12 protein-coding genes are annotated in these 13,437 nt (G+C 48.5%); 7 read left to right on the forward strand and 5 right to left on the reverse strand.

Annotation, left to right across the window (positions count from 1 at the left end):
• Nucleotides 1–157: 157 nt before the first annotated feature.
• Nucleotides 158–1,036 carry a PIG-L deacetylase family protein gene (locus RIG68_RS21935; protein ID WP_350127277.1) on the forward strand — a complete coding sequence of 293 codons (879 nt, stop codon included), beginning with the start codon at nucleotides 158–160 and terminating at the stop codon, nucleotides 1,034–1,036.
• Nucleotides 1,037–1,071: 35 nt separating this feature from the next.
• Complete coding sequence (locus RIG68_RS21940; RefSeq protein WP_350127280.1) at nucleotides 1,072–1,761, forward strand: hypothetical protein; 690 nt, start codon at nucleotides 1,072–1,074, stop codon at nucleotides 1,759–1,761.
• Between the two features lie 9 nt (nucleotides 1,762–1,770).
• Here RIG68_RS21940 and RIG68_RS21945 read toward each other — a convergent pair whose 3' ends face one another.
• Genes RIG68_RS21945 through RIG68_RS21955 form a run of 3 tightly spaced genes read right to left on the reverse strand, consistent with a single transcriptional unit; the run spans nucleotide 1,771 to nucleotide 3,581 of the window.
• The gene (locus RIG68_RS21945) at nucleotides 1,771–2,190 is read right to left on the reverse strand and encodes a DUF4890 domain-containing protein (protein WP_350127283.1); all 420 of its coding nucleotides are present in this window, start codon (nucleotides 2,188–2,190) and stop codon (nucleotides 1,771–1,773) included.
• Between the two features lie 58 nt (nucleotides 2,191–2,248).
• Nucleotides 2,249–2,857, reverse strand: coding sequence for a DUF3592 domain-containing protein (locus RIG68_RS21950; RefSeq protein WP_350127286.1), 609 nt, complete (start codon nucleotides 2,855–2,857; stop codon nucleotides 2,249–2,251).
• Nucleotides 2,858–2,894: 37 nt separating this feature from the next.
• Nucleotides 2,895–3,581 (reverse strand): YhfC family glutamic-type intramembrane protease, encoded by a 687-nt coding sequence (locus tag RIG68_RS21955; protein WP_350127289.1) that lies wholly within the window; start codon nucleotides 3,579–3,581, stop codon nucleotides 2,895–2,897.
• A 55-nt stretch (nucleotides 3,582–3,636) separates the two neighbouring features.
• On the opposite strand from RIG68_RS21955, the gene RIG68_RS21960 reads away from it, so the two are divergent.
• From RIG68_RS21960 to RIG68_RS21980, 5 genes are all read left to right on the forward strand, one after another.
• Nucleotides 3,637–4,185 (forward strand): hypothetical protein, encoded by a 549-nt coding sequence (locus RIG68_RS21960; RefSeq protein ID WP_350127292.1) that lies wholly within the window; start codon nucleotides 3,637–3,639, stop codon nucleotides 4,183–4,185.
• A 52-nt stretch (nucleotides 4,186–4,237) separates the two neighbouring features.
• Nucleotides 4,238–4,735: a DUF4864 domain-containing protein gene (locus RIG68_RS21965; protein WP_350127295.1), complete on the forward strand. Its 498-nt coding sequence runs from the start codon at nucleotides 4,238–4,240 to the stop codon at nucleotides 4,733–4,735.
• Nucleotides 4,736–4,799: 64 nt separating this feature from the next.
• Nucleotides 4,800–5,207 (forward strand): hypothetical protein, encoded by a 408-nt coding sequence (locus tag RIG68_RS21970; RefSeq protein ID WP_350127298.1) that lies wholly within the window; start codon nucleotides 4,800–4,802, stop codon nucleotides 5,205–5,207.
• On the forward strand, nucleotides 5,200–7,305 hold the full coding sequence (locus RIG68_RS21975) for an OmpA family protein (protein ID WP_350127301.1): 2,106 nt from the start codon (nucleotides 5,200–5,202) through the stop codon (nucleotides 7,303–7,305). Before RIG68_RS21970 ends, RIG68_RS21975 begins: the two co-directional genes overlap by 8 nt.
• 228 nt (nucleotides 7,306–7,533) lie before the next feature.
• Nucleotides 7,534–9,228 (forward strand): amidohydrolase, encoded by a 1,695-nt coding sequence (locus RIG68_RS21980; protein ID WP_350127304.1) that lies wholly within the window; start codon nucleotides 7,534–7,536, stop codon nucleotides 9,226–9,228.
• A gap of 12 nt (nucleotides 9,229–9,240) precedes the next feature.
• Here the strand turns inward: RIG68_RS21980 and RIG68_RS21985 are convergent, their stop codons facing one another.
• Together RIG68_RS21985 and RIG68_RS21990 are read right to left on the reverse strand one after the other, a co-directional pair.
• Complete coding sequence (locus RIG68_RS21985; protein ID WP_350127307.1) at nucleotides 9,241–10,191, reverse strand: HEAT repeat domain-containing protein; 951 nt, start codon at nucleotides 10,189–10,191, stop codon at nucleotides 9,241–9,243.
• A 28-nt stretch (nucleotides 10,192–10,219) separates the two neighbouring features.
• Nucleotides 10,220–13,429, reverse strand: a complete 3,210-nt coding sequence (locus RIG68_RS21990; RefSeq protein WP_350127310.1) for a BspA family leucine-rich repeat surface protein — start codon at nucleotides 13,427–13,429, stop codon at nucleotides 10,220–10,222.
• Between the last annotated feature and the right edge of the window lie 8 nt (nucleotides 13,430–13,437).

Here is a 13,437-nt window from a genome sequence, read left to right on the forward strand (position 1 = left end):
TACCTTATCCAGCGTCAATTCGATTCGAGCCAGAAAGGCGTCTGCGAGGCACTAAGGATCTTAAAAATGAGCAGGCTCTCGTTGGGGAGACCTCTCCCTCCTGCGTCGGTTCGGGGTGACGTGTACTAATGATGATTATGCTTTAAACTACCTACTTATGAAAAAACACCTTCTCACCCTTCTCTTTGCTTTCATTACCATCGGTTTTGCCGCTGCGCAAACGGCCACGCCACTGCGCATCGTGGTACTGGGCGCTCACCCCGACGACTGCGACCAGGATGAGGGCGGCACGGCCATTCTTTTTGCCAAAATGGGCCACCAGGTCAAATTCGTGTCGCTTACCAATGGAGACGCCGGCCACCAGACCACCGGCGGAGGTGCCCTGGCCAAACGCCGCATCGCCGAAGCACAGGAAGCAGCGAAACGCTTCGGCATAGCCGAATATGTGGTGCTGGGCAATCACGACGGTGAATTAGTGCCTAGCCTGGATGTCAGGCTCCAGGTGATCCGGGAAATCCGTAAGTGGGATGCAGATATTGTGATCGCTCCCCGCCCCAACGATTATCACCCCGACCATCGCTATACCGGCGTGCTGGTACAGGACGCTGCCTACATGGTGGCAGTGCCCAATATTGCGCCGGAGGTGCCTGCGCTAAAAAAGAATCCCGTTTTCCTGTACGGCTACGATGGCTTTCAACGTCCTAATCCTTTCCGACCAGACATCGCCGTGGACATCACCGAGGTAACGGAACAAAAAGGGTATGCGCTGGATGCCCATGTGTCGCAGTTTTATGAGTGGCTGCCATGGATAGGTGGCTATGCCGATCAGGTGCCCGAAGGCGCTGAAGCAAGAAAAGCCTGGCTGACCAAAAAGTCGGTGAGGCCTCCTTCAGCCGAGGCTAAAAAGGCCATTGAAAAATGGTATGGCAAAGACCGGGTGGCCAAAGCCACCAATGTAGAAACCTTCGAGATTTGCGAATACGGCCGACAGCCCACCGACGATGAGATAAGGGCGCTGTTCCCGATGCTGAAATAACGTGAACTTTTCCGGCAGTCTTCAGTTTCAATGCTATGATGAAGGCGTTGAAGACTGCCGGGATTGTTTTGCTCAGTTTGCTATTGCTGGGAGCAGGCGTTATTTGGATAGCAAGTGATCCATTACCCGAGGGAGAAAAAGGCCCGGAAGCAGAAGCTCTGGCCAATAAAATGCTGGAGGTAATGAATTATGATGCTTACCAGCAGATCAAAATACTGTCGTGGACATTTGCCGGAAGGCATCACTATGTATGGGACAAGCAAGAAAACACTGTCACCGTTCGCTGGGACGATGTAGAAGTAGAATTTTCTCCCGACACTTTCGACGGCTCGGCAATTGAAAAAGGGAAGCCGCTCGATGGCGACGAACTGCATGACGCTATTCAAACAGCGTGGACTTATTTTGCCAACGACTCCTTCTGGCTGGTGGCCCCATTTAAAGTAAGGGACCCCGGCACTGAGCGGCGACTGGTAGAAACAGCCGATGGGCCTGCCTTGCTGGTCACCTACACCTCCGGTGGCGTTACCCCGGGCGATAGTTACCTGTGGCTGCTCGATGAAAACTTCAAACCCAGAGCCTGGAAGCTCTGGGTGAAAATTATCCCCATTGGCGGTGTAGAAATCAGCTGGGAAAACTGGCAAAACTATGAAGGAGCCCGGCTCGCCAGCTCTCGCAATGCAGGTTTTTACCAAATGGAGATAACAGACATTCAGGCAACCTACTAACCTACAGCTTTACCCTCTGCCCCTGCGCCTTTGGCCTCTTTGCGGTCTGTCGCCCCTTCTTTGCGTTCTTTCTTCGTGCATTTCATCAAGCCGGGCCACCTGCTCCTCGGTTAGTACACTCTTCATCTCTGCTTTTTGCTTGTCATTGATGCTCTTGATCTCGGTTCTTTGGGCTTCCCGCTCTTCCCGGCCAGCATCCAGCACTCCTTTGCGTTCTTCTGCATATTTCAAATGAATGGCATAAAGTTCTTCCGACTGCTGGTCGGTAAGGTTGAGCTCTTCTTTTAACCGGGCAGTCATTTCTTTCGACCGTTCCTCGGGGGTTCGCTGAGCATGTTTTAGAGTTTTTGCCGAGCTCTGCTCCCCCTGCGCCATTAGCGTGGTAGCTGCTACCATTACACCAATGAATGTGATTGCTATCCTTTTCATGTTTGTTGTTTTCTAATTAGATACACAAACACAGAAAAGGTTTAATGGAGAGATAAAACTATCTGCTCACGGCGTACATGCCTCCTCCGATAAAAAGAAAAATAGTGCCAATGAAGGTGAGGATAATGGGCCCTATCCAAAGCTCAAAAATGCCGTCGATCCGTATCTTTTCGTAACCTTCACTTGTGATCACAAATACCTTTACCGGCTCGCCGATATCGTAGGCCGGAGGAGTGGAGGCTACCGAGCCTTGTACTCTTTGTTTTTTTCCCTTGTGGGTAAATTCCACTACGGGTATAGAGCCTCCATCCGAACCGTAGGCAAATTCCGCTACCCTCCCTTGCAATTGCAGCGCATGGTTCAGTTCCTCTTTCGTGTCGTAAGCCATAGTGCCGCCGATGGTAAACAGAAGAACTGCCACCCCCAAAAATACCCTGGAAAGAATGTAGAAGACTTTGTCGGGCCCGGAAAAACTGGTGCGGGCAAAAGGTCTTTTTTGATAGCTACTCCCCGAAAGTGGCACCTCTTTCTCCAGGGCCTCCACGAGTTTTAGTGAATCCTTAAGCGCCAAACCAAATTGTTCCTTCACGTACTTAACCGCTTCCAGCTTTTTGCCGTCAGCGATCAGCTGATGTATCTTCAATTTGGTGGCTTCCGGAATATTCATGTTAAAATTTACGACTGTTCCTCCTGATAGTCAACAGTTAAAGCCCCGTAAATGGTTTGAAAGGCGAAACTTCCTGATGCATTTTAATGGCTCGTTTTGACAGATAAAGTCCAGCGATCAAAGAGACAAGAGCGCCCAGCCAAATGCCTGGCACGTGGTCCATGAAAAGGAAATAGTCGTAGGCGCCGTGCAAAATGGTGGCAGCCCCTAGTCCAATAAGGCCGAAAGCTGCTTTTTTGTGTTGAAACTTGGCTTTACCCAAAAAGAAACCCATGAGCACCGCAAAAGTAGCATGTGCTGGCACAGCGGTAAACATTCGCATGATGGCAATGCTCACGCCACCCTCAAACACGTAGAAAAGGTTTTCCACCGTAGCAAATCCCATGCTTACCATTACTGCGTAAATAATGCCGTCGAAGGGCTCGTTGAATTCTTTATGTGGATAAAGGAAGTACCTTACGAAAAGATATTTGCTTCCTTCCTCAATAAGTGCTACCATGCCAAAGGCGTAAAGTGCCAGGTCTTCAGCACTGGAGTGATCGAGAGACACAAACTTGTCAGCAATAGCCGAAACTACCAGTGTGAGCACCAGGCTGAGTATGCCAAAAAGAAAGGCCCGAAGCAAAAGCCCTTTTGGCTCTTTTTCGTGCTTGTCTTTCAGATAGATGAACAAAATAATGGCTACACCTGGAGCCAACGCCAATGCCAGCAATGTAAAAACCATGTCGATTCTCTAGTTCTATTCGTTATCAATATATCAATCAATTGTAATATCAGCTATGAATTTTTCCAACCGTATCATTTCTGCAAGTCTTGCTATGTTTCTCGTGGCCATCACTTCTGGCTGCGATAAGCTCAACGATCTTGTCACTTTCAAAATGTCGTACACATCGGAAGTAACAGTGCCATCTTCCCTTGGTGTCAACCTGCCTCTCGATATTCTCACACCACCTATTACTACTGACGCCGAGTCGCAGTTTAGCGGTAACAACACCAACAAAAATCTGGTGAAGGAGATTTACCTGGAAAATGTCGATATTAGTGTAAACTCTCCTGAAGGCCGGGATCTTAGCTTTCTGTCTTCATTGCATGTGTATATCAATGCCGATGGGCTTGATGAAAAACTACTTGCCAGTGCAGAGAATATTCCTGACAATGTGGGCAACACGCTTTCGCTGACCACCTCAGGAGATGACTTTAAGGAGTATATCATTCAGGACACGTATTCGCTGCGGGTAAAAGCAGTAACCGACAAAGTGATTTCTGAAGATGTAGAGCTGAGTGTTAAGTCCGGCTTCAAGGTAAAAGCTGGTTTGTTGAACGACTAAAAGTTGGGCGACACCTTTTGGGAATGCCAAAATTAATGTAGGCTTGTTACATATGAGATTAATTTACCTTCTGATACTGGCTGTGTTTGTTGGCTGTGCTCCCCAGGAGTTGCCGCATCCGGCGCTGAGTGCAGAGGAAGTCGTTCATATCAATTTTCTGGCCTTGCAGCAAAACGACTCGCCGGAGTTGGATCACGGCATAGAGATCGCCTGGAACTTTGCCTCACCCACTAATAAAGAAAACACAGGGCCGATTGAGCGGTTCAATATCATGGTGCACAACGAAAACTTCAGGCCCCTGATTAATTGCAGGCACTTTGAAATCCGCACGCACTTTCAGGAAAAAAGCGAGGCGGAGTTTCTCGTACTCATCGAAGACAGCGAAGGCGAAGTACACAGCTATATGGTGTCGTTGTCGCTCCAGAAATACCCTCCTTACGACGACTGCTGGATGATTGATGCAGTAATTCCCATGCGCCTGCCGTCGAAAGATGGGCCAAGGGTGGCCTTTTTTAGCACATTCAACTATTGGCCTGCACCTTTTCTATAATTTCATTCGTCTTTAGCAGAGGCAAATGGTATGTTGAAGTTGTACAACACAATGAGCACCCTGAATGGAAGTAATCACCACCGACGAAGGCGTCAAGTACCTGGAAATTGGCCACGAGCCTGAAAATGGCTGGATAAGGTGCACCTGGTATGGCAATGTTTCTATGGCGTATATCTCGAGGGGCTCTTCTCTCTATTCCACCCTCCTGAAAACAACTGGCTGCTCCAAGCTACTGAACGACAATACCCATTTTGAGGCGAACTGGGTCGCTCTCAACGACGAGCTGGAAAAAGGACGAATGAGGGAAAGTGTTGCCAATGGCTTAAGGTATATGGCGCATGTGCATTCTTCTAAGTTTATTACTCGGTTTTCTGCCGTAGATTTGGGAACCAGGGTCAAAGACTTTGAGTTTAAACTTTTTGAACAGCTATCTGAAGCGGAGCAGTGGCTCCGAAGTGTTTCCAATGAATAGACATCGCATATTAGTTGTTGTGCTTTTTTCTCTGCTGTGCTATTGCCATGGCGTGAAAGCGCAAGAGACTCCCGCCTTACACGAGGTATTTGAAGATAACAGAAATGGCTGGTCGCTGTTTGAGCGGCCTTATGCCAAAAGCATGATTGCCAAAGGGGCCATGTATATGGATGTGGCTGATGGCGACATCGGGTTTTTTAATCAGAAACATTTTCAGCTCGACCCCTCTAAGGACTTCAAGCTGGAGACCATAGTGGAGGTAAGAAACTTCAGAAACGGAAGCTTTGGCCTGGTGTGGGGTGCCGACGAGTACAGCAATTACCAGGCAATGGACATCAGCCAAAATGGCTTTTTTCATATCTACACGTTCAAAAAGAAGAAGGTAACACCCATTCTGCGGCCCGACTTCCTGCCGACTCCACTCGAAGAGGCTAAAAAGTATACCATCGTGGTGAGAAAGACTGGCAATGAAATTTTCTTTGAGTTTAATGGTCAGTTGCTCGCCCAGGCAAAATTCACGCCGTTTCAGGGCACCTACTTAGGGTTTCACCTCAGAGGCCAGGTGTCTGTAAAGGTTTATGAGTTCAATGTGTATCAGCAAACGCCAGAGATCAGGCAGGCTGAAAGCGCCATTGCCAACACAGTAAAGGAAAACCTCGGCTCGAAAATTAACTCTCAATATTCCGAAAAGGGTGTGGTTATTTCAGCTGACGGCGCCACATTGTACGTAGCCCGGGGAGAGCACCCGAAGAATTTCGGCAGCCTGAAGAAGGACGACATCTGGTTTTCGGAGAAAGACTCTGTAGGGGAGTGGGCGGAGCTGCAAAATATTGGAGCACCGCTCAACAATAGTGGCAACAACTTCGTGATTTCTGCTGCGCCTGATGGCAACAACCTGCTGGTGGCAAATACCTACCTGCCCGACGGCAGGAACCTTGGCGGCGGCGTGTCGCTCACCAAAAGAAGCCCCACTGGCTGGAGCATTCCCGAAAATCTAGTGATCAACGACTATTACAACAACGCTGACTTCGTAGACTATTGCCTGTCGCCCAACCAGAATGTGCTGGTGATGGCTCTGGAAAGGAACGACACCAAAGGAGACATGGATCTCTATTGCTCTTTTCTTAAAAGCGACAACACCTGGTCAGCGCCTGCCCACATGGGCCAGGAGGTGAATTCGTTTGCCATGGATTTTTCGCCTTTTATCGCTGCCGACAACGAAACACTTTACTTTTCGTCATACGGCCATCCCGGCTATGGCAGTGCCGACATATTTGTGAGCCGGCGACTCGATGACACCTGGACGAAGTGGACCGAACCGGAAAACCTGGGGCCCGACATCAACACCAATACCTGGGAGGCCAACTACACGCTCGACGCCAGAGGCGAATATGCCTACCTGGCATCAGTACAGCACTCGATGGGCAACAGCGACATTTTCAGGATTCCGCTGCCGGCATCGGCACGGCCCAAGCCAGTGGTGCTGGTGAGCGGCATTGTGCTCGACGCCTCTACAGGCCAGCCAATTGAAGCGCAAATCAAATATTTTTCACTGGAAGATGTGGGAAAAGAACTGGGGCAGGCTTCATCGCACCCTGTTACCGGCCGCTATACGATCATTTTGCCAGCAGGTGGTGTTTATGGGTTCAACGCAGAAAGAGAGGGGTATATTCCTGAAAGTGCCAACCTGAACGCCAGCGACATCAACATGTACGCAGAGCTGCAGCAAAATCTGCTGCTGGCGCCCATCAATGTGGGGGCATCGGTAAGGCTCAACAATATCTTTTTCAATACTAATGAGGCCATTTTGCAGAAAGAGTCCTTTGCTGAGCTCGACAGAATCATCAAGCTGCTCCAGGCCCACCCCAAAATGGAAATCGAAATAGCGGGGCATACCGACAACACGGGCACTGCCGACTACAACCTTAAGCTTTCTCAGGAAAGGTCACAGGCGGTGATTGATTATTTGCAAACAAAGGGATTGTCGGGCCGGGCTAGGGCGAAAGGCTACGGCGATACCAAGCCAAAAACTGACAACGAAACCGACGAAGGCCGAAGCCTTAACAGGCGGGTGGAAATTGTGATCCAGAAAATGTAGGTTAGTTAAGGTTCTCCATTTCCTAATTATAGTTCATAGGAAAATGTTTCCAAACAGGTGGCCCAAAACGCCGGCGATCATTGTTTGGCAAGCTGCCCTGCTCACCAGCAAGACTTAGGCTTGTGTGTTTTGTAAAAAGGAGGTGCAAACACAAAAGTGCCCGCACGCCAGCCAGAAAATACTGCCGACTTTCCCTATCTTGCCTTTGTCCCTAAAGCACCATTTTCTATGAAATACCTCAGCCTTTTCCTTCTGCTGACCTGCTTTTTGACTACCCAAGCCCAGGAGCAGGTCTATTTTAATGCAAAAATATTCACTGCCAATCCGCAGCAGCCTTACGCCGACGCCCTGGCGGTGAAGGGAAAGACCATTGTGGCAATTGGCAACTATAGCCAGGTGAAGGCGAAAGTTGGCGAGCAAGCCGAGTGGATTGATTTGCAGGGCGGCTTTGTGATGCCCGGGCTGGTCGACAGCCACAACCACGGCATTGACGGGGGCATGGGGCTGACCAAGGCCAATGTGAACGACCTGTTTCTGGACGTGGACCAAATCCATCAGTTTGCGCTGGAAACACTGAAAAAAAAAGAAGGTCTGACGGGCGACGTGCTGGTGATTTACGGGCTGAACATCAGCACCTGGAAAGCGCTGGACAGGGTGATAAAGCTTTTCAATAGTGGAGAGTTCACCACCCAACCAGTGTTCCTGAGGGGCTCCGACTGGCATACGGCCTGGGCCAATAAAGCCATGCTGAAACGGGCGGGCGTGACCAAAACCTATCTCGCATCGCTGACGGGCGACGAGAAGAAGTATTTCGGTGTGGCTGCCGACGGGGAAAGCAATGGGTTTGTTTCTGAAGATGGTCAGCACAAAATTGAGGAAGTGCTGGAGCCCGATACCGACTTCAGTCTGGGGGCCATAAAAGCCATGGAGTATAACAATGGCTTCGGCATTACTGCCTTTCTGGATCCCTCCGCAGCCCGGCTGCCCGGCCCGCACGACAATATGCTTGACTGGTACCAGCGCCTGGAGCAACAAGGCCAGCTCACCGCCCACATAGCCGCTACGGTGGTGGCGGAGGTGAATGCCGACCCACTACCGCAAATGGCCGCTGTGAAGGCCCTGCAGCAGCAATACAATGGCAACAACCTGCAGGTGCTGGGCTTCAAGGTTTTTGCTGATGGCGTGGTAGAGCACCCTACCCATACAGCGGCCCTCTCCCTGCCGTATACCGGCACACAATCAACAGGCGTGATGATGATGGATCCTGAGAAGTTTGCCCGGTTTGCTACCCTGGCCGACAAGGAAAACCTGCTGGTGCATGTGCATGCCATTGGCGACCTGGCGGTGACGGAAACCCTCAATGGCTTTGAGGCCATGCGAAAAGCCAATAAAAGTATGGCCCTGCCCCACACTATTACCCATTTGCAGTTTGTGCAGCCTGCCGACTTTGACCGTTTTGCCAGCCTGAATATCCTGGCGTCCTTTCAGCTGCTCTGGGCCCTGGGCGACGAAACCACCATTGACATTGTGAAGCCCTATGTGGCTCCCTCTATCTACCAGTGGATGTATCCGGTGCGGTCGATGCTGCAGGCCGGGGCGACGATATGCGGTGCCAGCGACTGGCCGGTTTCAACAGCCAATCCCTTTGAAGCGATGTACTATGCCGAAACCCGCAAGGGCGCCCTCAGTGTGCTCGACAGCACCCAGCGGATGCCCCGGCAGGCCATGCTGCTGGCCTACACGGCCGAAGCAGCCAAGGCCCTGATGATGGAGCAACACATTGGCTCGCTGGCGATTGGCAAGTCGGCCGATTTTATCCTGCTCGACAGGGATGTGGAGACGGTGAGTGCCGAATCGTTGAAGGAAACGAAGGTGCTGTGGACAATTTTTGAGGGGAGGAAGGTTTATGAGGCGGGAAGATGAGCGAAGCTGCGGTCAGTTGGTATCCTTTATAGTGAATTCCCTGTTACTCAGAAACCAGTCCCTGGCTGTTACCAAAGCTTCCTGATAACTTTTTGTTTGCAGGTCGCCTGAAGCAGTGGTTGCTATCGGGAAGCTTTCGATTTCGGGAGCAAGTAGCTCCAGTACCCTGTAAGCGCAATTGATAGCATTGGTTTGATCAGGGTTGGCCGATTCACAATTCTTTTCGTTGCTGTAGAGCAATTCGACGAGGTAATCGTAGAGCTGCTTTTGCTGGGTATAAATAATTGAAGGAGCCATTTCGTAGACCATATCGTCATTTACCTCAACTCCTCTCACTTTATTGTTCACCAGGTTGATAGCTGCCTGATCACCCAGTCTGGCGAGGGCCAGGTAAGCAGCCCATCGCACCTTTCCCGAATTGCCGGGTTGCGACAACTGCCTGAGGGTTGGAGCGGCGCTCTCGTCTTTCAGCGTTCCAACTATTTTTATCAGTACCTCCTTCTTTGGCACCTGCCGATCCAACGCCTGGATAAGTATTGTCTTCTGAGAGGCATTGAATAAAGAAACCGGCACAGAACTGAGGTTTTGAATGGACAAGCCCACTATGTCGGGAGATTCGTCTTCCACCCCCTGCAGCTGAAGGGCCAGTATTTGTTGTTTGGTTGCGGGCGCAGTGGCGCTCTTTTGCATGACGTCAAGCGATTGGTAGCAGGCTCGTCTTATGGTTGAGAGAGTGTCGGAAAGGTTAGTATCAATGACCCTTATATGATCATCGAGCAACCCCTGTTGCCTTAGGAGCTGGTAGGGGAGAGAGTTTTGCTCCCCATTTCTTATCGCTCCAAAATAGTTGGCCAAGCTGGTTGGCGCCTGCTGCCCCAGGGCTATTTGGCAATACAGATGAACTATCACCATCAAAAAGAAGGACTTTGCCATGGCGTTATTGAATTGCAAAAGGTTTTTCATATGGTCTTGCCTGTCACCCATTAAGGCATTAGTCCTTTATAAACTTTTTTGCCAACAGCCTTCCATCCAGGTCGAGCATGAGCACGTAGACCCCTTTTGATAATTCACTAACGTCTAGTTGGATCTCACCATCCTTGTATATCACATCCACTTGATGTGATCTTCCTGATAAGTCAACGATAGAAATAACTGCTTTATCGTTTACTGATGATCCCTTCAGTATCAGCGTTTTTGAAGCTGGGTTAGGAAACATCGTTAATGACCCATCTACGATGGAGCCTTTTACTGCTAGCAGCCTGGCATCTTTCACTTCAAATTCAAACTCGCTGGCGACAGTACCACCAGTTCCATCATCTGCAATCACACCTATGGTAGAGGAACCCTTGCCTACCTCGATAAAGGTTATTACGGAAGTCTCGACATGAACACTGACAACGGCCTCATTACTACTAGTCACTTGATACGTTAGCTGATTTCCGTCGGGGTCAGAAAATTTATCAGAAACGTCTATCGTGGTCGAAGTAAATCCTTCATAGACGACTTGGTCAACAAAAGAATTGGATACGATTGGTGTTCCGTTAATCGTTAAAATGAAGCTGTTGGGCACGCTATTTCCAAGCCCATCCTCTCCCGAAACAGTAATAGTTGTCTGCCCAGGGAATACTTCTGTGATTTTGAGCAATCCCTCAGTTATGTCCACTGTGGCAACTAATGAATCTCTGGTAATTGCCGAGTAAGAAGGTACAATATCTTTAAAATCAAAAATGGATGCGATCTCTACTAATTTTGCGTCGAAGCCCTGCTGGAGGAGCATATCTCCAAGCGGATTTACCAATATAACCGTTGGCTTGACAGTATAATTGAATGAGGTTTTAGCAATTCCTCCTCTTCCGTCATCGGCAAAAACCGTTATCATCGTGGAGCCAATTCCCTTCGGAGTAATATTAAGCGTCGGGTTCGATCCGGCGGTACCTACGGTGGCTACGCTTTCGTCGGAACTTGTCGCACTGAAAACCAAATACGTTCCGTCAACATCAGAAAATACAGAAGCAAGCGACAATGTTTTCACATTAGCTGAAAAAAATTCACTTATGTCACTAAGCGGTGTTATAACTGTTGGCGCTATATTGACTTTGACGCTAAATGTCATTTCAGCGGTTCCGCCTCTACCATCATTTGCCGTCAAAAGAATATTGGTAGTTCCCATCCCAATTCCTTTGAGTGATAGATTAGTCCCAACCACATGTGCTTCTACTATGGTATCGCTCTCTGCAACAACAGTATAGCTCAACTCGTCACCGTCTTCATCTCTAAAGCTGTCTTTCAACGACACCAAAATCTCCTCGAATCCTGTTATTTTATCGGAGATGGCCATCTGTATAAATGGTTTGGGTGGGTCATTCACATCATTTATATCAATTCTTATCTCCTTGATTACCGATAAATTGTGAGAATCTGTCGATCGAATCGAAAATTGGTAACTATCTGTTGATTCATAGTTGAATTGAACCCCAGCAACAAGCGAATCGCCTTTTATAGAAAATAACCAGTGGTCACTTAAATACAATATGTCGTAGGTATGCTCTTCTCCGTCTTCTTTGTCTACCGTGCTGATCGCCGCAATCGCTTTGTCTTTCACGTTATTTTCATCAATCAGGTAACTACTTAATACTATGTCTGTCGGCTCACAAATCCTTCCCCGGTCGTCAATTACCCAACCAAAATCGTCAATGAGGGACTGATGTTCCTCGACGGCATCACAAAACCCCAGATTTGACGCACCGAAAGTAACACCGGTATTTAGGTCCGCCTTGGCAGCCCATCCCTTGATCAGCAAATCGTACTGCAAAGTAGTGTAACCCGAATTTCCAAACATATCTGCCATCTTGGTAGCACTCGATATATCCCAATTAGTTAAATCCTGTTTAAACGCCTTAGCATAGGAAAACATAGAGCTAAAGTCTTTAACTGCGCCAACGTCCCAAGTGCCAATGTTTTGATTAAAGTTATCATGGCTGTAAAACATAGAGTTCATATCAGTAACACCGCTTACATCCCAGCCGGTGATGTCTTGACTAAAAGAACGGGCGTAAGAAAACATCTTCGACATGTTAGTGACAGCGCTTACATTCCAGCCACTCAGGTCTCCATTGAAGGCGGAAGCAGAAGCAAACATGCTCTGCATTTGAGTGACATTGCTGACGTTCCAATTGCCAATCTCCTGATTGAACAATGTTGCGCCGTTAAAAGCTAGCGCAGCATTGGTAACATTGGCGACGTTCCAGGTGCTTATATCGTGATTGAAACTTCTGGCGGACTGAAACACCCCCGCTAAATTTTTCACATTGCTAACGTTCCAACCACCAATATCCTGGTTAAAAGAATAAGCTTCACGAAACATGTAAGATAAATCGGTGGCACTGCTCATATCCCAGTTTGTAATGTTTCCATTAAATAGTGGAGCTGCGTAAAAGGCATAACTAAAGTGCTTTACTTTGCCTACGTTCCATCCGCTCAGGTCTTGATTAAAAACTTTGTTCCCTGAAAAAATAGCCCTCATGTTCGTGACGTTGCTCACATTCCAGCTTCCAATAGGCTGATTGAACGCCGCACACCCTGCAAACATTATTTCCATTGTAGTAACCTTGCTCACGTCCCAGCTGCTTATGTTCTGGTTGAAGGTCTTGGCATCAAGAAACGTGGCTTCCATAATGGTGACATTGCTCACATTCCAGGAGCTTATATCCTGATTGAAGCTTTCAGCATCCTCAAACATGTACCTCATGTTCACCACATTGTCTACTTCCCACGCCGAAATATTTTGATTAAAGCTCTTCGCTCCTGAAAACATGCCCTCCATAGAGGTAACACTGCTCACATCCCATGTGCTAAGAAACTTATTAAAAGAGGAGGCCCTACTGAACATGTAGTACATGTTAGTTACATTAAAAACTTCCCACGAACTTAGATTCTGATTAAAGGAAGTAGCCGATCCGAACGTATTGGCCATGGATGTCACACTACTTACATGCCAGGAATTGATATCCTGATTAAATGCCGAAGCCTCATAGAAAGTATTGTTCAAATTAGTAACATGGCTCACATCCCAATGACCAATGCTCCCATTAAATTGAGTGGCACCTTCGAACATACCTCTTAGGTCAGTAACGTTCGATAGGTTTGGAGCATCGGTGGCCGTTATATTCAAATTGTTACAGCCCTTAAACGCATTTGCCATGGTAGTCC

The sequence above is a fragment of the Imperialibacter sp. genome, from assembly GCF_040222385.1.
In the GTDB taxonomy this organism is placed as follows: Bacteria; Bacteroidota; Bacteroidia; order Cytophagales; family Cyclobacteriaceae; genus Imperialibacter.